The 25,232-nt window shown below is 43.5% G+C and carries 22 protein-coding genes, 1 other RNA gene and 2 pseudogenes; 7 read left to right on the top strand and 18 right to left on the bottom strand.

All coding sequences use genetic code 11. The features are described from left to right. Nucleotides 1-477: 477 nt before the first annotated feature. The 8 genes from DW251_RS16595 to ffs form a co-directional block, all read right to left on the bottom strand. Nucleotides 478-1,194 (bottom strand): CvpA family protein, encoded by a 717-nt coding sequence (locus tag DW251_RS16595; protein ID WP_021870632.1) that lies wholly within the window; start codon nt 1,192-1,194, stop codon nt 478-480. Next, nucleotides 1,191-2,030, bottom strand: a complete 840-nt coding sequence (locus tag DW251_RS16590) for a Cof-type HAD-IIB family hydrolase (protein WP_118301790.1) — start codon at nt 2,028-2,030, stop codon at nt 1,191-1,193. The genes DW251_RS16595 and DW251_RS16590 overlap by 4 nt, the downstream gene beginning before the upstream one ends. Beyond that, a complete protein-coding gene (locus DW251_RS16585) occupies nt 2,027-4,156 on the bottom strand; it encodes a tetratricopeptide repeat protein (RefSeq protein ID WP_118301789.1) in 2,130 nt (709 codons plus the stop codon). Before DW251_RS16585 ends, DW251_RS16590 begins: the two co-directional genes overlap by 4 nt. Before the next feature lie 34 nt (nt 4,157-4,190). Beyond that, the gene (gene recR, locus DW251_RS16580; protein WP_021870629.1) at nt 4,191-4,787 is read right to left on the bottom strand and encodes a recombination mediator RecR; all 597 of its coding nucleotides are present in this window, start codon (nt 4,785-4,787) and stop codon (nt 4,191-4,193) included. Then, nucleotides 4,787-5,143, bottom strand: coding sequence for a YbaB/EbfC family nucleoid-associated protein (locus tag DW251_RS16575; RefSeq protein ID WP_021870628.1), 357 nt, complete (start codon nt 5,141-5,143; stop codon nt 4,787-4,789). Before DW251_RS16575 ends, recR begins: the two co-directional genes overlap by 1 nt. 42 nt (nt 5,144-5,185) lie before the next feature. Then, complete coding sequence (gene dnaX / locus DW251_RS16570) at nt 5,186-6,871, bottom strand: DNA polymerase III subunit gamma/tau (RefSeq protein ID WP_118301788.1); 1,686 nt, start codon at nt 6,869-6,871, stop codon at nt 5,186-5,188. A gap of 18 nt (nt 6,872-6,889) precedes the next feature. Then, nucleotides 6,890-7,969: an ATP-dependent 6-phosphofructokinase gene (locus DW251_RS16565; protein WP_021870626.1), complete on the bottom strand. Its 1,080-nt coding sequence runs from the start codon at nt 7,967-7,969 to the stop codon at nt 6,890-6,892. A gap of 282 nt (nt 7,970-8,251) precedes the next feature. Next, nucleotides 8,252-8,513, bottom strand: an RNA gene (ffs, locus tag DW251_RS16560) — signal recognition particle sRNA large type. A gap of 132 nt (nt 8,514-8,645) precedes the next feature. On the opposite strand from ffs, the gene DW251_RS16555 reads away from it, so the two are divergent. Further along, nucleotides 8,646-10,022, top strand: a complete 1,377-nt coding sequence (locus DW251_RS16555; RefSeq protein WP_021870625.1) for an MATE family efflux transporter — start codon at nt 8,646-8,648, stop codon at nt 10,020-10,022. On the opposite strand, the gene tadA is transcribed toward DW251_RS16555, so the two are convergent. The 10 genes from tadA to DW251_RS16505 all read right to left on the bottom strand — a co-directional run bounded on the left by tadA (nt 9,979) and on the right by DW251_RS16505 (nt 19,905). Next, on the bottom strand, nt 9,979-10,566 hold the full coding sequence (gene tadA, locus DW251_RS16550; protein WP_118301787.1) for a tRNA adenosine(34) deaminase TadA: 588 nt from the start codon (nt 10,564-10,566) through the stop codon (nt 9,979-9,981). The genes DW251_RS16555 and tadA overlap by 44 nt on opposite strands. 122 nt (nt 10,567-10,688) lie before the next feature. Continuing rightward, on the bottom strand, nt 10,689-11,789 hold the full coding sequence (locus tag DW251_RS16545) for a DUF6128 domain-containing protein (RefSeq protein ID WP_118301786.1): 1,101 nt from the start codon (nt 11,787-11,789) through the stop codon (nt 10,689-10,691). A gap of 195 nt (nt 11,790-11,984) precedes the next feature. Then, a complete protein-coding gene (locus DW251_RS16540) occupies nt 11,985-12,536 on the bottom strand; it encodes a hypothetical protein (RefSeq protein ID WP_021869636.1) in 552 nt (183 codons plus the stop codon). A gap of 15 nt (nt 12,537-12,551) precedes the next feature. Next, the gene (locus DW251_RS16535) at nt 12,552-13,013 is read right to left on the bottom strand and encodes a MarR family winged helix-turn-helix transcriptional regulator (RefSeq protein ID WP_118301785.1); all 462 of its coding nucleotides are present in this window, start codon (nt 13,011-13,013) and stop codon (nt 12,552-12,554) included. 105 nt (nt 13,014-13,118) lie between these two features. Next, nucleotides 13,119-14,534: a UDP-N-acetylmuramoyl-L-alanine--D-glutamate ligase gene (gene murD, locus DW251_RS16530; RefSeq protein WP_347474689.1), complete on the bottom strand. Its 1,416-nt coding sequence runs from the start codon at nt 14,532-14,534 to the stop codon at nt 13,119-13,121. A 4-nt stretch (nt 14,535-14,538) separates the two neighbouring features. Then, nucleotides 14,539-15,939 (bottom strand): hypothetical protein, encoded by a 1,401-nt coding sequence (locus DW251_RS16525; protein ID WP_118301784.1) that lies wholly within the window; start codon nt 15,937-15,939, stop codon nt 14,539-14,541. Nucleotides 15,940-15,996: 57 nt separating this feature from the next. Then, on the bottom strand, nt 15,997-17,325 hold the full coding sequence (locus DW251_RS16520; protein ID WP_021869640.1) for an MATE family efflux transporter: 1,329 nt from the start codon (nt 17,323-17,325) through the stop codon (nt 15,997-15,999). A gap of 59 nt (nt 17,326-17,384) precedes the next feature. Next, nucleotides 17,385-17,843, bottom strand: a complete 459-nt coding sequence (locus DW251_RS16515) for a VanZ family protein (protein ID WP_243035023.1) — start codon at nt 17,841-17,843, stop codon at nt 17,385-17,387. 128 nt (nt 17,844-17,971) lie between these two features. Next, nucleotides 17,972-19,219: a nucleotide sugar dehydrogenase gene (locus tag DW251_RS16510; RefSeq protein WP_118301782.1), complete on the bottom strand. Its 1,248-nt coding sequence runs from the start codon at nt 19,217-19,219 to the stop codon at nt 17,972-17,974. A gap of 35 nt (nt 19,220-19,254) precedes the next feature. Then, nucleotides 19,255-19,905 carry a hypothetical protein gene (locus tag DW251_RS16505; protein WP_118301781.1) on the bottom strand — a complete coding sequence of 217 codons (651 nt, stop codon included), beginning with the start codon at nt 19,903-19,905 and terminating at the stop codon, nt 19,255-19,257. A 391-nt stretch (nt 19,906-20,296) separates the two neighbouring features. Between DW251_RS16505 and DW251_RS16500 the strand changes: the two genes are divergently transcribed. From DW251_RS16500 to DW251_RS16480, 6 genes and pseudogenes are all read left to right on the top strand, one after another. Continuing rightward, a complete protein-coding gene (locus tag DW251_RS16500; protein ID WP_118301780.1) occupies nt 20,297-21,544 on the top strand; it encodes a nucleotide sugar dehydrogenase in 1,248 nt (415 codons plus the stop codon). Nucleotides 21,545-21,744: 200 nt separating this feature from the next. Continuing rightward, nucleotides 21,745-22,347, top strand: a pseudogene (locus DW251_RS18410) (phospho-sugar mutase); the annotation flags it as partial. Between the two features lie 107 nt (nt 22,348-22,454). Further along, nucleotides 22,455-22,616 (top strand): hypothetical protein, encoded by a 162-nt coding sequence (locus tag DW251_RS18405; RefSeq protein WP_243035021.1) that lies wholly within the window; start codon nt 22,455-22,457, stop codon nt 22,614-22,616. Between the two features lie 20 nt (nt 22,617-22,636). Next, nucleotides 22,637-22,828, top strand: a pseudogene (locus DW251_RS16490) (sugar phosphate nucleotidyltransferase); the annotation flags it as partial. Nucleotides 22,829-22,886: 58 nt separating this feature from the next. Continuing rightward, nucleotides 22,887-24,335, top strand: coding sequence for a flippase (locus tag DW251_RS16485; protein WP_118301779.1), 1,449 nt, complete (start codon nt 22,887-22,889; stop codon nt 24,333-24,335). A gap of 458 nt (nt 24,336-24,793) precedes the next feature. Further along, on the top strand, nt 24,794-25,177 hold the full coding sequence (locus tag DW251_RS16480) for a VOC family protein (RefSeq protein WP_118301778.1): 384 nt from the start codon (nt 24,794-24,796) through the stop codon (nt 25,175-25,177). Nucleotides 25,178-25,232: the final 55 nt, after the last annotated feature.

Here is a 25,232-nt window from a genome sequence, read left to right as displayed (position 1 = left end):
AGGGTTTTACATACTGTTTAATCTTCAATTATCAAGGTTCTTTGTTGTTGTCTCATTTTCAACAGCTCGATTATTTTATCACAGTTGTTTAAGTTTGTCAACAACTTTTTTATTTTATTTTTTGTTGCTCATCAGCAACTCAATCATCTTATCATGTATCATTGCTTTTGTCAACAACTTTTTTATTTTTCTCAAATTCTTTTTTATTTGAGCCACTGCTTTCGCAATGGAACTATAATATAACATCTCCGTCAGCTATTGTCAAGAGGATTTGTAGTATTTTTTTACACAATTTTTTCCCGCTCTATACATTACCTGTTTTTCCAGGATTTTCCTTGTTTTTCAGGTCCTGATAACAGATTGAAATATAAAACAAATCACCGGATCTGCACTGAATAAATGCACTTCCCAGTGATTTGTTGTTATTGCATATTTTATATGCTAAATTAAATCTATTTCATTTTCAGTATGTTTGTACTATAAAATACCATTGATGATACTACCCAGAATCACATTCATAAGATTATATCTGTAGATCAGTGAAAGCCAGATACTGCTGTTTACCTGCGCTTCCAGCATCTGCCCCATTGGAGTCTCCGTAAAAAAGCTGAGAATAAATCCTGCAAGCCACAAAAGCAGAAATCCTTCTGCAAGCCCTACGATCCCTCCTGCCATCTGATTTAAGCCACATATAATAGGCAGTCTGGACAACAGGTTCAGCCAGCGGATCACCAAATGGATCACTATATAACTGGCTGCAAATACCAGAACAGAACCAAGGGTATTGATCAGCATATCTGAAAGGCAGGTACTGATATACTCTCCAAACTGATCTACTCCCAAAAGCCTGTAAAATTCACTGTTATTATTTTCCAAAAGAACATCTTTTACCGATTGTGGGAGTTTCAGTTCTTCGATCGCCATACGCTGGGCCGCCGGAAGAATGCTTTCGCTCTCCTCCGGCGGCTGCCATCCGGATACTTCCATAATAAAATGAGCCGCATTTTCCCGGATCACAGGATTTGCCTTTACAAAATCTGTGACATACGGTGTTGCTACTTTCACGGTAATGATCGTCAGTACCAGCGCTCCAAGAGAAACACACTGACGCAGCAGGCCGCGGTAATGACCATATAACATCATTCCCACTAAAAACACACCTGCTGCGATTGATAGCCAATGTTCCGTCATCATTTTTCACTTGATCCAAATATGATTTTTCTGATTGCAGCTGCTACGCCATCTTCATCATTTTTAAGAGTGATCATATCTGCTGCTGCCTTTACTGTATCCAGGGCATTTTCCATTGCTACGCCAATTCCGGCTGCCTGGATCATAGGGATATCATTTTCCCCGTCTCCAAATGACATGGTTTCTTCCCGGTCAATGCCAAGATAGTCTGCAAGCCATAAAAGAGCGGAGCCCTTGTCAGCGCCCTTTGCATTAACCTCCAGATTATTGTACATAGAAGAGCTGATAGACAGCTCAGGGATCGCCATTAACTCCTTACGAAGAACTTCTCTTTCCTCTAAGTCCGCCATAAAAATATTGACCTTTTCTGCCTCTGCTCCTGTTGTCTTTACATATTCCATTACATTTGGAACAACTTCCCTGGTATCCCGGATCAGTTTCTGCATTTCCGGGCTGAGCCCAAATTCATCCATATGATCAATGGATGCCGGCTCTGTAATAGCTCTTCCATCTATAAAAGGATCTGTGGCAGAGTGATACTTTTTAGCAATATTTAAGATACGCTGTATCATTTCGTTAGAAAGTCCACAGGTCTTGATCGCTTTATTATTTTTAAGATCTGCAACAACAGCTCCATTGGTGGTGATGGCGTAGTTTGCCCCTGGAAGTTCCCGGATCATAGGCGGAATACCGCCTACGCCTCTTCCGGTTGCCGGCACGATCTGGATCCCTGCTTTTTCACATTCTTTTAAAGCCTGGTAATTTCCCTGAGGAACCTTCTTTTCCATGTTAAGAAGGGTTCCGTCCAAGTCCAGAGCTATTAATTTTATATTTCTCATAAGAAATGCTCCTCCTTCAGTATAAGGAGGCCATCCTTATCGTATTTAGAAGAGAAAATACCTGTAAGTCTCTTAAAGAAGGATGGATTTTCCGCTCTGTCAGCTGCCTCTTCAATAAGGTTTTCAGCTTCTTCTCTGGTCAGGGCAATGCCATCTTCTTCCATGATCTCAATGCGCTCGTAAAGAGCTAACATACTCTTTCCGGAAATACTGCAGTCGATCTTGCTTGCATACTGGCAGGCATATTTTGCGAACTCATCAATGTCCATTTCCTGCTCGCTGTGCTCTGGCTGTTCTGTCTCTGCCATACGAGCTGGTTCTTTTACAGCCGGTGCCTGAACCGGACGCTTTTTAGCTGGTGCAGCTGCCTTCTTTTCCGGCTGTGCTGCTGGTTTGGCTGCAGGCTTTGGCGCAGCTGCCTTCGAAGTTACAACTGCCTTCGTTGCCGCCGTTTTTGGAGCCGGTGCCTCTTTTGGTGCTGCCACTGGCTTTGGAGCTGGCTGTACTTTCTTCTCAACAACTTCAGGAGCCTTTGCCAGAGATCCTTTTCCAGACTCAGATGGTACAGGAGCTGCTGCTTTCTTCGCTTTTATGCTGTCAGAAGTTCCAATGCACTCAAAGCGCTTTGCCAGTCCCGGATATACACGGTGCAGTTCTTCCAGGCGCCTTGCTGTATCGATCAGGACCACATTCATACCCGTCTCATCCCTTGCCATCAACTGGTTCAGTTCCTGAAGGATGCTTTCATTCATATCACCGGCCTGCTCAATGATCAGGTCTTTTCCTGTCAGCTTATCTGCCAGCGCAAATACACCTCTGCGGTTTAATTTTTCGCCGGAGATCTTTGCTGCCTGGTTCTTTGCGCCTGTTTCTTTATGTATTTTACGCAGTGCCTCCACTGCCAGCGCAAGTCCCTTTTCAGGAACCTCTGCCTCGATCATCAAATGGTTGGAACCTGTATAAACAGGACCTTTTCTCAGCTCACGGATATCTGTAAGCGCTCTGGTCTGTCCCATTTCATCTTCCGGCAGATCTTCTTCCTCTGCTGCTGCAGATAATTTTGACATTTCTCTTGCCAGATTTTCCTGCGCACGGGCTTCATGGATGCTGGCACGGATCTCTTCATCCGCTGCTGCTGTTTCATATACAGCCTGCTCTTCATCCGCTTCCGGCTCCTCTTCAGACTCTTCCGCTTCAGACTCCCCTGCCTCATAATCTTCTGTTTCAGGTTCTTCTGTCTCGTAAGTCTCCTCAGGCTCTTCTGCCAGTTCTTCTTCAGGCTCCTCAGAAACCGGTTCTTCCTCTGTTATATCATCATCCTGAATGGTAACAGCCGGTTCTTCCCGGTAATCTTCGGTGTATTCATCCTCAGCATAAACAGTCTCATCTTCTGCTGTATCTTCCACCGGCTCTTCTTCCCTGTCTAACTGACGGCGGTCTGTATTTTCAATCGGCTGTACAATAGAAGTACCTTTTTTGTATTCCTGCTCTACTGCCTTTAATTTTGCTTCATACTTCTCTTTATTTTCTACCAGATCCATCTGATACTGGTTTAAAGGTGCATACTGAAGCTTTAACTCCATGGCTTTATCTACATATTTTCCAAGACCAAACATAAGCATGATCTTATCGCAGGTCATGACGCAAAGCTGCTCCATTCCTGCCTGGTTGTACAGTTCAGCCAGCTCATACATCCACTTTTCATCCAGTTCTGCGTTGCAGTACTGCTCCAGGGTATGGATCAGCTGTTCTACAGGCGCACCTTTTGCCTTTAAGATCATATATCTTAAAATATACTGCCTTGGATCGTCTGCTGCCAGGTTGCAGAATTCTTTGTAATAATCTTCTGCTTCCTCAACATTGCCTTCTTTTAAAGCCAGATCTGCCAGCTTATAAAGCAGGCGTTTGCCAATAGGAGCTCTCTCAAACGCCAGAAGCAGAATATCTTTTGCTTCCTGGAACTCTCCGTTTTTCTCATAAATGCCTGCGACCATAGACAGGATATTTACATTACGGACCCTTCTCCAGTCAATGGTATCCGCAATCTTCATGGCTGTCTCATAATCACTTTTATTGACCAGCTTTTTTATCTGCTCAACTTTAATATTAAACTCATATTTATCCATCTTATGCATCTCCCTGTGCCTTTTCTTCCAGCTTCTACAGCTCTGTTCTTCCTTCCAGTGCCCTTAAAAGAGTCACCTCATCTATATATTCCAGATCTCCGCCAACTGGCACGCCGCTGGCAATCCTGGTCACTTTGATGCCTGTAGGTTTGATCAGTTTGCTGATATACATAGCTGTAGTTTCACCTTCCAGGCTGGAATTTGTGGCAATGATCACTTCTTCCACATCAGACTGAAGACGGTGCATCAGTTCTTTTAATTTGATATCATTGGGTCCGATCCCCAACATCGGAGAAATGGCACCGTGAAGCACATGGTACACCCCATTGTACTTCCCAGTCTTCTCATAAGCTGCCAGATCTCTTGTATTTTCCACTACCATAATGACCTTATGGTTTCGTTTATCACTGCTGCAGATCGGACAGATCTCTTTATCTGTCAGTGTAAAACACTCCTTGCAGTAACGCACATTATTCCGGGCGCCTGTCATAGCACCAGCCAGCTCATCCACCTGTTCTTTCGGCATATTGATAATGTGAAATGCAAGGCGCTGAGCAGACTTTGCCCCCACTCCCGGAAGCTTTGATAACTCTTCGATCAGCTTGGTGATCTGACTGCTATAGTAGTCCATTAGAACGGAAAGCCTCCGCCTAAAGCACCGCCCAGTCCACCTGTTAACTTGGACATAGCTTCGCTGTTTGCAGCTTCCATCTGACGGAATGCTTCATTGGTAGCTGCAACGATCAGATCCTGTAACATTTCAATATCATCAGGATCTACTACTTCTTCAGATAACTTAATAGAAACTACTTCCTTTTTACCGGAAACAGTTACTGTAACAGCGCCGCCGCCAGCAGCTGCTGTGTATTCTTTTTCTTCCAGTTCTTTTGTTGTCTCTTCCATCTGGCGCTGCATACGCTGTGCCTGCTTCATAAGATTGTTCATATTTCCCGGCATACCGCCTGGGAATCCGCCACGTTTTGCCATGGTGTGTTCCTCCTCATCATCTCTTCATTCAATAAATTCGTTTTAATCTTCGTAAGTAATATCCATATGGATCTTATCTTCCAGATCTTCTTTTGTCACGTATATTGTGTCCAGGCGCTCTCCGCGACCGGCTAACCGGGTCTTAAAATAAATAGATTTTCCATAATTAGCCTGGACCAGCTGTTCTAACTGGCCGATCACCGTAGGACGCCTTCCCATATCATAGCTCATAGAGTCAAGAAATACAATGGTAAGACAGCCTTCTCCGCCAGGTTCTACCACTGTATCCCTGAAACATGCCCTTGCGCTGCCTCCAGCACTTCGTATGATCTTTGCCCATTCATTGCGAATCAGGTTCAGATCTTCTAACTGGGCCGGTGGAAGGCTGACCTGATTTGGAGGCGTAATACCGGCTGCGCCAGCTGTTTCAGGCGGATTTCCTGTAGGACCCCCCTGGACTGGAACTGCCATCTGTCCCTGTGTTCCTGATATCTGAGGCTGTACACCTGCAGTTACAGGGACTGCCCCCATGGGAGCCGTGACCATGGTCCCAGGTCTGAAACCTCCTGCTTCCAGATCTTCTACAGCTGCTTCTAACTGTTTTAAACGTTGGAGAACAGAGTCCAGGTTCGGTTCCATAGACGGTCTGGTAAGTTTGATCAAAGCCACTTCCACCATAACCCGCTTCTGGCTGGCATAGCGCAGCTGATTGGAAAGTTCTGAGAAAATACGGATATAACGCATCAGCGTATTTCCATCTGTCTTTGTAGAGTCTTCTTTTAACTGTTTTAAGTTTTCTTCTGACATATCCAGAAGACCTTCTGCATCATCTGCGCTCTGTACCAGCAGCAGATTTCTCAGATACCAGATAAAATCCGTTACAAACTGACCTAATTCACGGCCCTGGATCACGATCTCCTCTAACTGGGTAATACAGTCTTTGGTACGTCCTTCGATCACTGCATTAAACATACTGCTAAATACACCGGAGTCTACTGCTCCGAGAACGTCCAGTACATTTTCATAAGTCAGCAGTTTTCCATAGTGAAATGCCACACACTGGTCCAAAAGGCTTAACGCATCTCGAAGGGAGCCATCTGCTGCCTTGGCAACATACATAAGAGCCTTATCTTCCACCTCTATATGCTCTGCCTCAGTCAGCTGACGCAGTCTGCCAGCTATAGTCTCCAGGGAAATACGTTTAAAATCATATCTCTGGCACCGGGACAGAATGGTAATAGGGATCTTATAGACTTCTGTGGTCGCAAGAATAAATATTACATAGGACGGCGGCTCTTCCAGAGTCTTTAAAAGGGCATTAAATGCACCGATGGATAACATATGGACCTCATCGATGATGTAAACCCTGTATTTTCCCTCTGTAGGCGGGTACTGTACCTGTTCCCTGATGTCACGGATGTTTTCCACACCATTGTTGGATGCTGCATCGATCTCTACTACATTCATAGAAGTTCCTGCAAGAATGGACTTGCAGGAAGGACATTGGTTACAGGGGCTTCCATCTACCGGATGTTCGCAGTTTACAGCCCTGGCATAGATCTTCGCTATACTGGTCTTACCTGTACCTCTGGTTCCGCAGAACAGATAGGCATGACCAATACGTTCAGATGTGATCTGGTTTTTTAAGGTCTGGACAATAGGGTCCTGTCCCTTTACATCTTCAAAAGAGACAGGACGCCATTTTCTATATAATGCCGTATACGACATTTTCTTACTCCTTATTTTTTACTGGTCACCAAAGCTGATACCGATCCGTTTTGCTTCTTTGATCATAGAACAGTTAGGATCTACTGTTTTTAATTTTCCAGCTACTTCGGATAATGGTACTTTAGTGATCTCATTATTTTTCAAAGCTGCCATATAGCCATATTCTTCGTTTATAATAAGCTCTGCCGCAGCTGCTCCCAGTCTGGTTGCCAGCACACGGTCATAAGGGCATGGTTCCCCGCCTCTTTGCATATGGCCCGGAACAGTGACACGTACTTCACTTCCTGTCACTTCCTGGATCTTGGCGCCGATCTCATAAGCTACAGATGGATAAACTACGCCGTTTTTCTTCTTTTCTTTTAATTCTTTCTTGGACATAGCGGCGTCTTCTTTGGAAATAGCTCCCTCTGCCACTGCAAGAATGGAAAAACGCTTTCCTGCTTTGGTACGCTTTGTGATCGCATCACATACTACCTGGATATCATATGGAACTTCCGGAAGAAGAATGATATCTGCTCCGCCTGCAAGACCTGCATACAAAGTAAGCCAACCTACTTTATGTCCCATAACTTCTACAATAAAGACTCTTCCGTGGGAAGCTGCTGTTGTATGGATACAGTCAATGGCATTGGTAGCCACTTCCACTGCACTCTGAAATCCGAAGGTCATATCGGTTCCCCAGAGGTCATTATCAATGGTCTTTGGAAGGGATACTACATTTAAGCCTTCTTCACTGAGCATATTGGCAGTTTTCTGGCTTCCATTTCCGCCCAAGACTACCAGGCAGCTTAATTTCAGTTTTTTATAGGTATGTTTCATTGCTTCTACCTTATCAAGGCCATTTTCATCCGGGACCCGCATCTGCTTAAATGGCTGACGGGATGTTCCAAGAATGGTTCCGCCCTGAGTAAGGATACCGGAAAAATCCGCTGGTTTCATAATCTGATAATCTGCATACATAAGACCTTTATATCCGTCTTCAAATCCGATGATCTCCACATCATCTAACATATTGTACAAAGATTTTGCCACGCCTCGCATTGTAGCGTTTAAAGCCTGGCAGTCACCACCACTTGTTAAGATACCAATTCTTCTCATATTGCATTTCCTCCATAATCAGAAATCAGGATTTTTCGTTGTTGCCCATAAGAATGATACTACTATACCTATTTTGCAATTATAACGCAAAGATTTTCAAGGGGCAAGTTAAAAAGAATGTGTCCTGACACAAAAAAGCCTGGGGAAATCTGCCATATTTCTTTTATGACAGTCCTCAGGCTTGCTTATTTTTGTGCTTGTAGTCACTCATGACCCCCACGCTATCGCGCTCCACTGTCTGCTGACGCAGACGGGTCATTCGTTATCAATTATATATTTAATCCACGCGCCTTGCTTTGTACCGGCATCACGGACGTTACTCATGCAGTTAACTCGGTCCAGGCTGCCTTACGGCACACGAGAGTTCCTGCTTAGTGCTGCTGCATTCCTGCCCTGACACGGTTCACAGGTTCCCGTTGCGTAAGACCCAAACGTCAACGCCACTTACATAAGGCAGCTCCGCAATGACCGATCCGAGGCAAGGCATCACCTCTGCTGGAGCGGATTGCAGATACAGGGCACCGCTATCTCCCCGGCTGCGTGGAAACTTTATGACAAATTTATGCTTATCCAGTATACCTGTGAGACCAGCATTTGTCAAGGCTCACTTGTACTTCATTTTTTCCTCTGTTATAATAAATTTCAGAACGAACAAAAAAATTAAGGAGAAATTTATATGAGTCATACTGAAAAAAAGCATGATCAGTATTACGAAATGGCAAACGCCCCCATCAGCCATATCATTCCAAAGCTTGCGGCGCCTACTATTGTCAGTATGCTGATCAGCTCTATTTACAACATGGCTGACACATTTTTTGTAAGTCAGCTGGGAACCAGCGCCTCCGGTGCTGTAGGCGTTATCTTTTCTGCCATGTCCATTATACAGGCACTGGCATTTATGATCGGAATGGGAAGCGGCAACTATATGACCCGTTCCCTTGGTGCCGGAAAAAGAGAACTGGCAGAACAGATCGTTTCTATTGCCTTTTTTACAGGTATCATCATGGGACTGGTGATCACTGTTTCTGCCACCTTTAACATCCACCGGGTGGTTCTTCTTTTAGGCGCAACAGAAACCATTGCACCTTATGCAGAAGCCTATGCCCACTATATTTTCATTGCAGCACCCTTTATGATCTGCTCTTTTATTATGAACAACCTGCTGCGTTTCCAGGGAAAAGCTTCTTTTGCCATGGTTGGCATTACAGTCGGCGGTCTTTTAAATATTGCACTGGATCCGCTGTTTATCTTTACTCTGGACATGGGAACTGCAGGTGCTGCTTTAGCTACCGGACTTTCCCAGTTTATCAGTTTCTGTATCCTTTTATGGATGTGCAATCATCAGGACAGCTGCATTTCCATCAGCATCCGCAAATTCCGCCCGAAACTGGCGATCTATCGCGAGGTCCTCTATGGAGGCATCCCATCTTTAGGACGTCAGGGAATTGCCAGTGTGGCTACGATCCTGATGAACTTTATGTGTCAGCCTTATGGTGACGCTGCGATTGCGGCCATGTCCATTGTCAGCCGTTTTATGTTTTTCATCAACTCTGTCATTATCGGCTTTGGCCAGGGCTTTCAGCCGGTATGCAGCTACTGCTTCGGCGCCGGACTTTACGACCGCGTGAAGAAAGCCTGCTGGTTCTGCATCCGTGTAAGCACCATTATCCTTCTGGTACTCAGCGTGATCAGTTTCCCGGCAGCCCGCTCTATTATCACACTATTCCGACGCAATGACCCGACTGTTATTGAAATCGGAACGCTGGCTCTCAGACTGCAGTTGATCACCCTGCCTCTCCAGGGAGCTGTGATCATGGGAAATATGATGCCTCAGTCTATTGGATACGGTTTCAGGGCTACTTTGGTATCTACAGCCCGTCAGGGAATTTTCCTGATCCCGCTGCTTACGATCATGACTTATACCATAGGACTTTTAGGTATCCAGTGTGCCCAGCCACTGGCAGACATTGCCACTTTTATATTGTCCCTGTTTGTGATCCGGGGTATTTTTAAGGAGTTTCCGGAAGACGCTTCTTCTTTCGCAGCTCAGTAAAAAAGCTTGACATCATTTCAGAACATTCTTCTTCTAATATACCTGTAACGACCTGAGCCTGGTGATTAAAGCCAGGCTCTTTTAATAAATTGAGGACAGAACCGGCACAGCCCGCCTTGCTGTTCATAGATCCGATGACCACTCTGGGGATCCTTGCCTGTACAATGGCACCTGCACACATAGGGCATGGCTCCAGAGTCACATAAAGAGTGCAGTCTTCCAAGCGCCAGTCTCCTTCTTTTTTGCAGGCTCTTTTTATAGAAGTGACCTCTGCATGGGAGAGGACTGTTTTATCCGCATTTCTCCGGTTATAACCTCTTGCAATGATCTCCCCATCTTTTACAAGAACACAGCCAATGGGAACATCTCCTATTTTGGCTGCTTTTTTGGCCTGTTTAATGGCTTCCTTCATGTATTTTTCGTCTTCTGCCTTTATTCTTGCAGCTTTCACTTCCTCTTCCAACGCTTTCTGACGGCGTTTTTCATTTCTCGCTTCCCAGCGCCTCTGTCTGGTGACAAGACCTTTCTGTGCTGCTTCATCCATAGATCTTTTATCCCTTTCATGTTTTTAGAATTGCGAAAGTGCAAAGCACGTAGCAATTCGGTATCAGAGCTGTATATTTATTATTCCACAGGTTTTAGTATACACTGAAAAATGAGAAACGCCTACTCTACATTTTCCATTCTTACATCTGCATACCAGTAGCCAAAACGGCCGTCCTGGGCCGGCTGGGTCTTTGCCAGCACAAAATGAGGAAAGCCGAACATGGATGCCATATATTTTTCATTGCTGTAATAATGTCCCGGAACCCCTAATATGTACCTGGATCTGGCATGTTTTTCATCTCCCACACGGGCAAAAATAAGATATCTGTAATTGTAATAACCATGAAGAAGAAAACTGTTATTTCCGTATCCCCAGTTTTCCCTTGGAAGAAGACCGATATCCTGAGGCCGGATGGACAAAATCTCTACAGTTCCCGGGCTGTCAAATGCCTGCATTTTAGGATAATGTTTCCGAAACCTGTTCCACAGCTCGTCCGGCCCCCATCTTTCTTCTTCCTGATCTAAGTGTTCTAATTCTTCTGGGTTGCCTAAGGGGATCTCTTCTGGTTGAGATGTTTTGGACCTGGTCTGGGGTTGTGGGGCTGGTGCAGATGGTACAGGAGCTTCTATTGTTTCCCGTGTCTCAACGTCCTGCGTTTCTGCTTCTTGAGCCCCTGCTTCCTGAGCCTCCGTTTCCTGCACTTCTGCTTCCTGTTCCAATGTCTGCTTTTCAAGCTCCCTGGCTGCTTCCTCTGCCGCCTGGTCGATCTCCTGGTTCAGCTCTTCAATGTGCTTTTTCAAAAGCTCATCGAGATCTCCCCTCTTTTCAGAAGTAACCTCTGCAAATTCCAGTTCTGCAGCCTGGGCTACTGCATCCTCCCAGACAGTTTTGTAGATCCTCCAGTCCTCTCCCTTTTCATGGATCACCAGACCGATACAACTGTCCATAGAACAGCCTGTTCCCATTACATTTTCCACATTAACGCAGGTCCTGAAATCCCCGCTGCCATTGCGGATAAAAATATTTCCTAAAAAGATCTCCTGACCAGAAGACAGCAGATATACTCCCATATCATTTCCCCCTGCATAGATCTTCTTTACATTTATGCTCAGACGGCACTGTCCGTTCCTGGCTTCCAGCTTCACGAAACCAATGTTTTTCCCTTTTTCTTCTCCTTCATATGCATAAATATACGATATCAACCTGCGATAACCAGCCATACTTCCACTCCTCACTTCCCACATCCCATTTTTGCCAGTTCTGACTTACTACGTCAGTACTTATTGTATGCAGTGTGTGTATAAAAGTATGTCTGTCTGTAAACACAAAAACACCCTGAAAAACCAGATCTTGTCTTTCAGGGTGTCTTTATATGATCCATTATTACGATCATTTATGATCATTTATAATCATTATTAATCTACATTCTCATAATCAGCTACATAAGTAAGATCTGTAGCTCCTGCCAGGTCTGCTCCATTTTCCTTGAGAGTCAGGCTGGATAACTCAAAGTTTTCAATAAAGGTATTTCCAATTTCTACCAGAAATACGCTGTCAGAAACGCCTTCATCATTTTCCACTTTGTTCAGGTCTAATACTGCCTTCTTAACATCGCCTTCTCCGGTGATGTTAAAATTTAAAACCTGTGTGCCTTCTGTAAAAATACCATACTCGGTCATCTTACTTACCAGAGCCTGTGGATCCAGTTCATCATTGTCCAAAGAATCCATATCCTGAACCAGGCTGTCACCATCACCCTTGTGATATACGGAAATGATCGCTACAGGTGCTACATTTGGATCCGGTACCTTATCGCTGGCTCCGCCGGTAGTCTGTGCTTCAATCTGCTCCTGCTTCGCTGCAGCTGCAGTTGTAGTTGTTTCCTGTTTCTTTTCAGTTGTTGGTGTACATGCAGCTAGTGAAACTGCCATCATAGCTGTAAGTAAACCTAATAACCATTTTTTCATTCTGATGTTGCCTCCTTATTCATCCTTGCCAAAACTTCTGAACCAGGAATTCAGTTTTGTCAGTGCCTTGATCAAAGCCTGCAATTCTTCTTCCGTCAACACCTCAACCACTCCCTGTATCATCTGTTCATGGAAATGTTTGTGATGATAATAAGCTTTGACACCTTTTTCCGAAAGAGAAATATGAACCACCCGGCGATCCTGCGTACTGCGGCAGCGAGTCACATAACCTTTTTTCACAAGGCTGTTCATGGAAATTGTCAGTGTACCAACCGTCACTGACAATTCCTTTGCAATAGATGACATATTTTTCGTTGTCCCGACCCCGATGGCATTGATCACATGCATATCGTTATTGGTCAGATCTTTATATTCCTGACTGGTTATCGCATTTTCTTCTATACTGTTGATATCGCGAAACAGATTTACAAGTACATCATTCAGCGTATCGTAGGTTCCCACATTATTCCCTTTCACGTTTCCAAAAGCTTCTTACAGATTGTATCTTATTTTATTCTGGTACACAAGTCCTAAAATCCTTATATTTTCTTAAAAAAATGTGATTTTTCTATGTTTTCCGGCTTATTTTAATACCAGACGGGCAAAAACTTCCCCACGTTCTTCAAAATTCTTGAAGATACCATAGCTGGCAGCTGCCGGAGACATTAAACAGCTGTGGCCCGGTCTTGTAAGTTTTTGCGCTTCTTTTACTGCATCTTCTAAGTGATCAGTTAAGATCAGACGTTCCATTTTCTGGAAATCCGGATAATCCTGCCGGATCTCCTCAAAAATGCGTTTTCCTGTTGCTTCCATTAATATAATATACGGTACCGGATGACCGGACAGAAAACGGATCAGCTCACTGTAGTCGATCCCCCGGTCCATACCACCAATAAGAACGGCGTCCACATCTTTTAAAGTATTTAAAGCCTGGATCGTTGTCTCACAAATGGTAGAAATGGAGTCATCATAGTATTTAATCCCATTCTTTTCTCCCAAAAACTGCAGGCGGTGTGGCAGCGGTTCATAAGTTTTAAGTCCTTCTAAGAACACCTCGTCCCTGATATTTAAAAGGCGGCATACTGCCCAGGCGATTCCAATATCAAAATAATTATGCTGACCTAAAAGGCGGATCTGGGATACAGGAATTTCAATGGAATGGCCGTCATATCTGGCCTCTGTAGTATCATTTTCCTGTATAACTTCCATTTTTTTCCAGATGTTGACCATTTCTTCTGAAACAGCTCCCTGACCAGGTACTCCCAAAATCTGAAATACCGGTTCTTCAAAAGAAGGCTTTGCTGCGATCAGTTTCGACTTGCAGGTACCCGGTTCAGGCAGACACTGTACATTGCAGATCATCACATCTTCTTCCTTCTGGTTTAAATAAATATGGCGTTTTGCCTGTATATATTTCTCCAGTGTTCCATAGTGATCCAGATGTTCCTCATGGAGATTGGTGAGGATTCCAATATGCGGAGAAACAGTCATATATTCCAGCTGGTGACAGGAAAGTTCACATACGATCTTTGTGTCCTCTCCCACTTCTTCCATATGATCAAACACAGGAATACCGATATTTCCTACCAGGATCGTATCCATCCCAGCTTCCTTTAACAGATGATAGATCAGGGTTGTGATCGTACTTTTTCCCTTTGTGCCTGTAATTCCGATGATCTGATCCCTGAAACACTGGAAAAACAGTTCTGTCTGGGACAGGATCTGACTGGAATAAGACTGAACCGGCTTTTCTAATACAACGCCAGGACTTTTAAATACCACATCATATTCATTTAAACATTTCTGATAATCCGGTCCGGCGATCCAGTTTCTGATCCCCTCCGGCTTTTCCTTCGGTTCTGCCATATCTGCCACATCTACGAAAGAGCAGCAATCCAGCTTTTTCAGTACATTCCAGGTAGATTTTCCCTCTCTGCCAAATCCAAGGATCAGAACCTTTTTCCCCTGGACCCAGGGTCTTATTCTTTCGATCATCATAGTTTTATGCCTCATCTTTACAGTTTTTCTCTACCAGCTTCTCCCATGGAGTCGGAACCAAATTTTGTTTATCAAAATAAGAAGAGAACTGATCTCCCTTTGCCTTGTAAGCTTCATACAGGCCTGTGGTCTTGTAATATTTTAAAAGATAAGGAAGCTCTTTTCCAGATTTTTCCAGATTATCTATAGTCATAACAATAGCTGTATTGATCTCATCCCTGCTTCCCACACATTCAAAAGGCTTTTCCTCCTGAATTCCTACTAACTGTTCTAAGGTTGGCTGCATATCCGGATCATTTAACATATCTGTTCCGAAAATCTCCTTTACTTCCTCTCTGGAAAGGAATGGAGAAAGGATCAGATATACAAAAAGGCATTTCGGACAATGGCCGCACCAGCTGTCTGTCTTGCTTCCTGCGTTGCAGCTTCTGAATATCTTATGGTACTGCTTCTGCTTTGCAAAATATTTTGCGATCTGGAACTCACTTAAAGGACGCAGCATGCTGAAATAATAGGCGCTGCCTGGAAGATGATCGGTCTGATACTGATGGAAATCTTCCTCAAACTTAAAACTCTTGGAATACTGATGGTTTACAGTACTTCCCTGAACCGTACTCTCATTGGCGCTGGACTCATTTGACAGGGCAATATAAGAAAGACCTGCCATTCTTGCAGCAATCACACTGGAAAATGCAACTAACGCCGAAAATGGAGTATGACCATTTAAGAAACCTTCCTTATTTAACTGAAGCATTCTCTTATCCAGTGTACGGTGTACACTGATCACATGGTCTGCTGTCAGTTTCGCAGACTCTGTGGTATGGATGGTTGCCCCTCTTGGATTGATAATGTAGGCAAATACCGGTACATCTGCACCTTTTAATAACTCTAACGTAACTGCGGAGTCTTTTCCGCCTCCTACAGGAACAAGAACGCCCTGTTCGGCGCCTGCTGTGTCCTGCTTCTTTTCGTAACTGTTTGCCGCAGACTCTTCTTCACTTAATGGGCAGACGATCTCCATAAATCCTTCCGGATCTGCCTCTGTGATCTTATTTACATAGAAAAATTCGCCAAGACCATTAAAATACAGATCTTTCCACCAGAGGATCTGCTCTTCTGATAAACTTCCTGCCTCGATCACCACCTGTGGAGAGCAAGTGATCTTCCAGTAGCTGACCAACTCTACCATTCCCAGGGAGAAGATCATTTTTTCCATAAGGGGATCTTCCATCCATTTTGCTTCTGGATTTCCATTTTTGGGAAATGTCCAGGTAGGTGTAAAAGCAGAAAGACCTTCTATTTCAAATGTATATGTGATCTTTAATTCATTTAATGTTTCTTCTACATCATAACCTCTGTAAAAGAAACGGGAATATTCTTCTCTGAATTTCAGGTAACGTTCCATATTGTACCTCTTTCATATAGTGTATAACAGTTTCTTAAAGTTCCGTTTTTGCACTCACTACAGTGTTTTCCATTTTCCTGTGCGATACTCTGCATAGGAAATAACCCAGTTTGCAAACCAGCCTACAGGAACTGCATACCAGACCATGGCAATGCCAAATCTTGGCGCACAGGTGACAGCAATTATCACACGGATCCCCAGGTTTACCAGGTTTGCAACTGTGAACATTTTCATATCACCGGCACCTCTAAGCAGGCCGTCCACTGCCATTTTAAACCCAATGAAACAGAAAAACCAGCCCATAAACGTAAGATAACCAATTCCTGTAAAAAGAGCGATCTGGGTTCCTTCATTTCCAAGGAACAGCATGATCATAGAATGGCTGAACACTTCCAGGAAAAAGCAGATCACTACGGAGCAGACAATGACCATTTTGCTTGCAGCGTGAAGCCCCATAACAACACGGTCTTTTCTTTCTGCGCCAATGTTCTGGGCCGTAAAAGAAGATACGGCATTTCCAATAGCAGACATAGGTACAACGCAGATTGACTCAATACGCATGGCTGCGGAAAATCCAGCCAGGGCTTCAGAGCCAAAACCATTAACTACAGACTGTACTAACATCATACCAATAGAAACCGTAGACTGCTGAAGAATAGACGGGATGGCAATACGCGTCATTTCCGCCAGTTCCATTTTGTCAAACAAGGTCTTCTGCTTTCCTTCCAGTCCCTTCAGATTTTTAAGGAGAACACCAAAGGAAAGAACCGCAGATATACCCTGGGCGATCAGCGTTGCCCAGGCAACACCAGCCACTCCCATATCCATTTTCGTTACCATGATAATGTCAAGGATCACATTAAATATGGAAGAAAAGATCAGAAAATACAGAGGGATCCTGGATTTTCCCAGTGCATTAAACATAGCAGAAAGTACATTATACATAAACAAAAACGGCAGCCCCAGGAAATAGATCCGCAGATACTCTGACGCCATATCCAGACAGTCTGCCGGGGTATTCAACCATATCATGATCTGCTTTCCAAGGATCAGTCCTGCTATTCCCAGGACCAGACTGATGCCAAGAAAAGAAAGAAGAGCTGTAAACACAGCCGTCTTCATCCGTCCATATTCCTTCGCGCCAAAATACCGGCTTACGATCACCGACGCGCCAATTCCACCGCCGATGGCAACGCAGATAAAAATATTCGTAAGAGCATAAGACGCTCCTACTGCTGCCAGAGCCTGCTCACTGACATAACGTCCTACAATGGCAGAGTCCACCATTGTATACGTCTGCTGAAACAGGTTTCCTATTATCATAGGAAGCGCAAATAAAAATAACGCCTGTAACGGCGGTTTTTTAATCAGATAATCATTATCCATTTTTTTAATAACCTCCGGTCTCGCTTTCTGTACTAGTATATCCGAGAGTCAGGGTTTATTCAAGTGAATTCGGACTTCAAAAAGCCTGTCAGAAGCGTGACGATTTTCCAGATCAGCCATCCCGCCATCGCCCCTGCTGTATTGGTAAGCACATCATCAATCTGCATATATCCTCTCTGTGTAAGCAGCTGGGACATTTCAATCGTACAGGACATCAAAAAGCCAGCAAGTACACACCAGTACATCTTCTTCATTCGTTTAAATAAAACCGGCGCCAAAATTCCAAAGGGAATAAACATAAAAATGTTCTCTATAAAATAAGCATGAGCCTGCACACTGTGTCCCCAGGTTTCAAACAATATCAGACTGATCTGCTTCCTGCTGCCCGACTCCCTGGAAAAGAAAGCAGTCTGGATCAGAACCAGCCAGTAACAAAGAAACAAGGTCCATATTGCGGAGTTTTGAAGTGGGTATTTTTCCCTTTTGTAAACCCTATATGCAAATGTAAACGATACCACAAATACAAGGCTCAACAAGAAAGCCGGTATTATATAAAAGACCGGCTGTTTGAAATCGGTTAGGATAATCTCAGCATATTTACTGATACGGTATCAACTCCCTTCTTTAAACAAACGCAATAAACCTTTTAATCTCTGCGGAAAATATCTCTTGTATATACTTTTTCTGCTACATCATCCAGACACTTATCATAGCGGTTGGCAATGATCGCCTGGCTCATATCCTTGAATTTCTGAAGATCATTGACGACCCGGCTTCCAAAAAATGTTTCCCCATCCTTTAATGCGGGCTCATAGATCACTACTTTCGCACCTTTTGCTTTGATCCGTTTCATAACTCCCTGGATCGAACTCTGGCGGAAGTTGTCACTGTTGCTCTTCATGGTCAGACGATAAACACCTATTGTTACCTCTTTTTCTTTATCCGCTGAAAACTCAAATTTTTCATCATAATCATAATAGCCTGCCAGTTTCAGAACACGGTCCGCAATAAAATCCTTGCGGGTCCGGTTGCTCTCCACTATTGCTTCGATCAGATTTTCCGGTATGTCTGCATAGTTAGCCAGCAGTTGTTTTGTATCCTTAGGGAGACAATAGCCACCGTAACCAAAAGACGGGTTGTTGTAGTGACTGCCAATACGGGGGTCTAAACAGACACCATCAATGATCTGGCGGGTATTTAACCCCTTGCTTTCTGCGTAGGTATCTAACTCATTGAAGTAACTGACACGCAGTGCCAGGTAGGTATTAGCAAAAAGTTTAACAGCCTCTGCTTCCGTAAAGCCCATAAATAAGGTGGCAATGTCCTCTTTGATGGCTCCTTCCTGAAGCAAACCCGCAAAAATATGGGCCACTTCTGTCAGATGTGGATCTTTTAAATCTGTACCGACAATGATACGTGACGGATACAGGTTATCGTAAAGTGCTTTAGACTCGCGTAAAAATTCCGGACTGAAAATGATGTTTTTGCTGCCAAACTTCTTCCTGATGGAAGCTGTATAACCTACAGGAATGGTAGACTTGATCACCATAATCGCATTCGGATTATACTCCAAAACCAGTTTTATGACAGCTTCCACTGCTGATGTATCAAAATGCTGTGTGCGGCTGTCGTAATTGGTGGGTGTTGCGATCACTACAAAATCAGCATCTTTGTATGCCTCCCTGGCATCCAGAGTGACCGTCAGATCCAGCTCTTTCTCTGCCAGATATTTTTCAATATATTCGTCCTGAATCGGGGATTTTCGATGATTGATCATCTCCACCTTCTCCGGCACAACATCCACTGCTGTCACCTTATGATGCTGTGAAAGCAATACCGCAATGGACAGCCCCACATATCCCGTTCCTGCAACTGTGATCCTGTAGTTTTTCATAGCTGTTACTTCCTCGTATAATAGTTTTGAAGAATTTAAACTGCCTTTGGTGTGAGCCAGTTTTTAACAGTTTCGATGCTGAAACCAATGGAATCTGCTATATCTTCGATGGGAAGGCCTTTTTGGTTCAGTTTGATGGCGGTGGATTTGGCCTGTTCTTCACGTCCCTCTGCATAACTCTCATTTCTTAAATCTTCCATAACCTTACACATTTCGTTCACTCCCTTCGGATTTTCTTTTAAATAACGAGTTTTCTCTGCCAATAGATCAAAATACATATCAGATGCATTGGTACAATTAAAATCATGCATCAGCCTGCCAATATCCGAATTATCACGATATTCTATATCCAGCATACTGGAATGATACCTGGCACGATGTGGATCAGCACCATTGTCTGATCTTTGAACCTCAATATCATATTTTTTGCCTGTGCTGTCAGTTGCATAAGCATCCAGACAAACAGATCTGGCACCGGTTACACGTTTCATATCCGCCTGTGTTTCACATTTAAGCAAAACTAAATCCGGTTTGCCTGTAATAATACGAAGAACCAGTTCTGCAAGAGGTATATTCTCTTTAAAAAGCCCTCGCATGAACGTATCATCAATCGGCCGAAAACCTCTTAACCGCTCCAGATCCTCCTGATGCCTTCGTTCCCTTTTCTTATTTTCATCTTCACCCATTTTATCATCCCCCTTTTACCTTTATAAATAATGGTTTTCTCATACTAGCATATGCGCATTTCCATAACAAGTGGTTTTACCTAAACGGCCGTTTTTACTTCGTAAAAGGACAATAAATGGGTTTCGTCATGTATGTATTGATTTTACTCTCTAATTGGCAAAATAGCAAGTTAACAAACTCAGACACTGTATGCCGTCTTCTCTACTGATAAATCCCAACCTGTATTCTCACCCGCTTCTTCATTATTACTTTCACACAGACTCCAATGATTTTATACATTTTCTTATCATTTTCTTCCTATTTGATGTACACACCATTAAATGTCTACTCAACAAGAAAAATATACCTTTAGGGAGAATGAGGTCCTAAAGGACCGAAGGAGTAAATATTATGAAAAACTACAAGATTGCTGTCGCAGGAACCGGTTATGTTGGTCTGTCAATTGCCACACTTCTTTCCCAGCATCATAAAGTCACTGCTGTGGACATCGTTCCAGAAAAAGTAGAGATGATCAATAATCGTAAGTCTCCGATCCAGGATGATTATATCGAAAAGTATTTAGCAGAAAAAGACTTGAATTTAACTGCAACTCTAGACGCAAAAGCTGCATATAGCGATGCGGACTTTGTTGTAATCGCTGCACCTACGAATTATGATTCCCAAACCCAGCATTTTGATACCTCTGCAGTTGAGGCTGTGATCAAGCTAGTTATGGAGTCCAATCCTAATGCCATTATGGTCATTAAATCTACGATTCCTGTAGGCTACACCGCAAGTGCAAGAGAAAAATTCAACAGCAAGAATATCATCTTCAGTCCAGAATTTCTGCGCGAATCCAAAGCACTGTATGACAACCTGTATCCAAGCCGTATTATCGTGGGTACTGACTTAAATGATGAGCGTTTAGTTGAGGCTGCTCATGAGTTTGCTGGTCTGCTGCAGGAAGGCGCTATCAAGGAGAACATCGACACCCTGTTCATGGGCTTCACCGAGGCAGAGGCTGTTAAGTTGTTCGCCAATACATATCTGGCTCTGCGCGTTGCCTACTTCAATGAGCTGGACACCTATGCAGAGAGCAAGGGTCTGAACACTCAGCAGATCATCGATGGTGTCTGCCTTGATCCTCGCATCGGCAGCCACTACAACAATCCGTCCTTCGGTTACGGCGGCTACTGTCTGCCCAAGGATACCAAGCAGCTGCTGGCTAACTATGCAGATGTGCCGGAGAACCTGATCGAAGCAATTGTTGAGAGCAATAGAACTCGTAAAGATTTCATCGCTGATCGTGTCCTAAAGCTGGCTGGCTACTACGGCTATGATGCAGAAAATGAGTTTGATGAAGACAGGGAAAAGGCAGTCATCATCGGTGTGTACCGTTTGACCATGAAGAGCAACAGCGACAACTTCCGCCAGAGCTCCATTCAGGGTGTCATGAAGCGTATTAAGGCCAAGGGAGCAACGGTAATCATTTACGAGCCGACCCTGAAAGACGGTGAGACTTTCTTTGGATCAGTAGTGGTTAATGATCTGGCTAAGTTCAAGGAAATGAGCCATGCCATCATCGCAAATCGCTATGACAAGTGTCTGGATGATGTGAAAGAAAAAGTTTATACGAGAGATATTTTCCAGCGTGATTAAGAACATAAGTGGAAGATGAGGAGATTATTGTGGATATTAAAAAGGAATACGAGTGTTGGTTGGAAAACGCAACCACAGATGCAGATGTTGTCGCCGAACTGAAAACGCTGGATGATACAAAAATTGAAGATGCATTTTACCGTGACCTTGCGTTTGGTACGGGTGGTCTGCGTGGTGTAATTGGTGCAGGTACTAACCGCATGAACATCTATACCGTGGCAAAGGCTTCTCAGGGTCTGGCTGATTATCTGAAAAAGAACTTCACAGAGCCGTCTGTGGCAATCGGTTATGACAGCCGTATCAAGAGTGATGTGTTTGCAAAAGTCGCCGCAGGCGTGTTTGCAGCGAATGGTGTCCAGGTAAATATCTGGCCCGTCCTGATGCCGGTTCCGACCGTGTCTTTTGCGACCCGTTATCTGCACACCTCGGCCGGTGTCATGGTGACCGCATCTCACAATCCCAGCAAGTACAATGGTTATAAGGTCTACGGTGCTGACGGCTGCCAGATCACTACCGAAGCTGCAACGGAGATCCTTGCCGAGATTGAGAAGCTAGACATTTTTGCAGACGTCAAGACCAGCGACTTTGAAACAGGTGTGGCAAACAGCAGCATCCAGTACATTCCGGACGAGGTCTACACCGCATTCGTGGAGCAGGTCAAGAGCCAGTCTGTTCTCTTTGGCGAAGAAGTTAATAAAAATGTAGCCATCGTGTATAGCCCGCTGAATGGTACCGGCTTGAAGCCTGTGACCCGCACTTTGAAAGAAATGGGCTACACCAACATCACGGTGGTCAAAGAGCAGGAGCAGCCGGACGGCAACTTCCCGACCTGCCCGTATCCCAACCCGGAGATCAAAGAGGCAAGCTGTTGGATTATGCACCCGGTCTGGATGGTCTGCCGAAGTCCGATGTGCTCAAGTTCTTGCTGGAAGATAACTGCTCCATCGTGGTGCGTCCTTCCGGTACCGAGCCGAAGCTCAAAACATATATCTCGGTTAGTGCAGAGAATAAAGAAGCTGCCGAAAAGGTGGAAGCGGCGATTCGCAAGAGTGCTGAAGAGTACTTGAAGTAAAGAGCAGAGGAGAAAAACATATGAATATTATTTTACTTTCTGGTGGTTCAGGCAAGCGTCTTTGGCCTCTTTCTAATGATGTGCGTAGCAAGCAGTTCATCAAGCTGTTCAAGAATAATGATGAGTATGAGTCTATGGTGCAGCGTGTGTATCGCCAGATCACCACGGTGGATGCTGATGCAAAGATCACGATTGCAACGAGCAAATCACAGGCAATCGTTGGAGACAATAGAAAATGAAAAGTATTTATCGTAAAGAGAGAAAGATAAAATGAAAAGTCAAACCAGTATTAAAAAGAATTTTATCTATCAGATGATCTATCAGATTCTGATTATTATACTTCCTTTTGTAACATCGCCTTATATTGCAAGAACAATTGGTGCTGAAGGACTTGGAACATATTCATACAGCTATTCAATTGCATATTATTTTGTGCTTTTTTCCATGCTTGGCCTTGCAAACTATGGGAATCGGGCAGTTGCACAATGCAGAGATAATCAGAAAAACCTGAACGAAACATTTTCTAATATTGTGACATTACATATAGCTTTTTCTTTCATTTGCTGTGTGGTGTATATTTTGTATGTGTTTTTTCTGGCCAACGAAAAACTGTATGCCGGAATTCAGTTCACTTATGTGCTGAGCGGCTTATTTGATGTGAGCTGGTTCTATTTTGGAATAGAAAAATTTAAATTGACAGTAACAAGAAATATCATTATAAAAATATTGAATGTTGTTTGCGTATTTGTTTTTGTTAGAAATGCGAATGACCTATGGAAGTATTGTGCAATTATGGCTGTCGGCATGTTGATAAGCCAAATTTCTTTATGGTTCCCTTTAAATAAATTTGTTGCATTTCAAAAGCCGACGTGGAAAAAAATGAAACCGCATATCGAACCGCTTTTGATCTTATTTATCCCAGCCATTGCAGTTAGTTTATATAAATATATGGATAAAATCATGATTGGTGCGATGAGTAATAAGACTCAACTTGGGTTTTATGAAAATGCGGAAAAAGTAATTAATATCCCACTTACAATCATTACGTCATTTGGGACAGTAATGCTTCCAAAAATGTCAAATCTGGTGGCTTCTCACAATAGGGAAAAGACAAATCAGTATATATCGTTGTCAATGAAATATGTGATGTGTTTGTCCTTTGCACTGGCATTTGGTTTGGCTGGAATTGGAAAGGTTTTTGCCCCTGTTTTCTGGGGGCAGGAATTCATGCTTTCAGGTGTGCTGATTATGGGTCTTTCGATTACGATTCCTTTTATGTCGTTTGCAAATATCATTCGGACACAGTTTTTGATTCCATCAGAAAAGGATAAAGAATATCTTTCTTCTGTTATTGGTGGGGCAGTAGTTAATCTAATTGCGAACACGCTACTGATTTCAAAAATTGGAGCAATTGGAGCAACGATTGGTACAATACTTGCCGAGATTTTTGTTTGTGTGATCCAGACGTTGAGCGTTAGAAAGGAACTCCCGGTACTACGATATATAAAAAGTATATGGATGTTTGCTGTTTTTGGAGTGGCTATGTTTGTAGGGGTGTTCTATATCGGAAATGCTCTGGAAAACAAAGTGTCAACATTGTTCCTGCAGATCATCTGTGGAATGCTGATATATGGAACATTTTGCGTGATATATTTTGTCCACACAAAAGATGAGATGATTTTAAAAATGCTAAGGGGGATAAAAGGAAAAATCAGATAATATCTGGAACGGGCTTATTTCACGCATATTGTTGGAACGAACCAAACCAGGACTTTCGACAATCATATAACTGCGAACACTTTGATCTGAAGCTGAAAACGTTCACAGGTAGGCTGCTTGATAAAAGGTTAGCTTTATGATAACATGAAAATATAGTAGGATTATTTGTACTCCTATCAGCAATGAAAGAGAGAGGTGAAAGCCGATGGGAAGAGCTGACAGTTGAACAGTTTAAAGAAGCAATGGCTAAACTTCCTCTGGAAGCAGTATAAAAAAGCAACCTTCTAATTTTCTTGCACATTGTGTAATTCCATATATGGTAAGTTTAGTAATTATAGAAATAAGAAAATATTCAAAACATAGCCGTATGGACAACCTGCTTTTCTGATGTCCACACGGCATATTTTAACCCCATCATACAGTTCACAACAAAAATACCTCTAAAGGAGCCCCTAAAAATGATCCTATCCAAAATCCACCACATTGCCATCATCGTTTCCAACTACGAAACTGCCAAAGATTTCTATGTAAACAAACTAAATTTTCCAATTATCCGTGAAAACTACCGTCCGGAACGCAACGACTGGAAACTGGATTTGCGAGTGAATGAGTATACAGAATTGGAAATCTTCGCAGAACCGGATCCGCCAAAGCGTGTGAATCGTCCGGAGGCATGTGGCCTTCGCCATCTGGCTTTTTGCGTGGAGAGTGTTGAACAGACGGTAAAAGAACTGGCAGAAGTTGGTATTGATTGTGAGCCAATACGTGTAGATGCTTACACAGGCAAGAAAATGACCTTCTTCCAGGATCCGGACGGTCTGCCATTGGAACTGCATGAATAATAAACTAAAACTTCCCACACCTAAACAGGGCTTCGCACCTTGAAAATTCAATATT

Source organism: Clostridium sp. AM22-11AC (assembly GCF_003473545.1).
Classification (GTDB): Bacteria; Bacillota; Clostridia; order Lachnospirales; family Lachnospiraceae; genus Enterocloster.
This window is presented reverse-complemented; position numbering and strand designations above follow the sequence as displayed.

Coding starts and splice junctions, on each gene's coding strand:
- DW251_RS16595 (WP_021870632.1), bottom strand. CDS start 1,194: ATGATGACGGAACATTGGCTATCAATCGCAGCAGGTGTGTTTTTAGTG.
- DW251_RS16590 (WP_118301790.1), bottom strand. CDS start 2,030: ATGAGAAATATAAAATTAATAGCTCTGGACTTGGACGGAACCCTTCTT.
- DW251_RS16585 (WP_118301789.1), bottom strand. CDS start 4,156: ATGGATAAATATGAGTTTAATATTAAAGTTGAGCAGATAAAAAAGCTG.
- recR (WP_021870629.1), bottom strand. CDS start 4,787: ATGGACTACTATAGCAGTCAGATCACCAAGCTGATCGAAGAGTTATCA.
- DW251_RS16575 (WP_021870628.1), bottom strand. CDS start 5,143: ATGGCAAAACGTGGCGGATTCCCAGGCGGTATGCCGGGAAATATGAAC.
- dnaX (WP_118301788.1), bottom strand. CDS start 6,871: ATGTCGTATACGGCATTATATAGAAAATGGCGTCCTGTCTCTTTTGAA.
- DW251_RS16565 (WP_021870626.1), bottom strand. CDS start 7,969: ATGAGAAGAATTGGTATCTTAACAAGTGGTGGTGACTGCCAGGCTTTA.
- DW251_RS16555 (WP_021870625.1), top strand. CDS start 8,646: ATGAGTCATACTGAAAAAAAGCATGATCAGTATTACGAAATGGCAAAC.
- tadA (WP_118301787.1), bottom strand. CDS start 10,566: ATGGATGAAGCAGCACAGAAAGGTCTTGTCACCAGACAGAGGCGCTGG.
- DW251_RS16545 (WP_118301786.1), bottom strand. CDS start 11,789: ATGGCTGGTTATCGCAGGTTGATATCGTATATTTATGCATATGAAGGA.
- DW251_RS16540 (WP_021869636.1), bottom strand. CDS start 12,536: ATGAAAAAATGGTTATTAGGTTTACTTACAGCTATGATGGCAGTTTCA.
- murD (WP_347474689.1), bottom strand. CDS start 14,534: ATGATGATCGAAAGAATAAGACCCTGGGTCCAGGGGAAAAAGGTTCTG.
- DW251_RS16525 (WP_118301784.1), bottom strand. CDS start 15,939: ATGGAACGTTACCTGAAATTCAGAGAAGAATATTCCCGTTTCTTTTAC.
- DW251_RS16520 (WP_021869640.1), bottom strand. CDS start 17,325: ATGGATAATGATTATCTGATTAAAAAACCGCCGTTACAGGCGTTATTT.
- DW251_RS16510 (WP_118301782.1), bottom strand. CDS start 19,219: ATGAAAAACTACAGGATCACAGTTGCAGGAACGGGATATGTGGGGCTG.
- DW251_RS16505 (WP_118301781.1), bottom strand. CDS start 19,905: ATGGGTGAAGATGAAAATAAGAAAAGGGAACGAAGGCATCAGGAGGAT.
- DW251_RS16500 (WP_118301780.1), top strand. CDS start 20,297: ATGAAAAACTACAAGATTGCTGTCGCAGGAACCGGTTATGTTGGTCTG.
- DW251_RS16485 (WP_118301779.1), top strand. CDS start 22,887: ATGAAAAGTCAAACCAGTATTAAAAAGAATTTTATCTATCAGATGATC.
- DW251_RS16480 (WP_118301778.1), top strand. CDS start 24,794: ATGATCCTATCCAAAATCCACCACATTGCCATCATCGTTTCCAACTAC.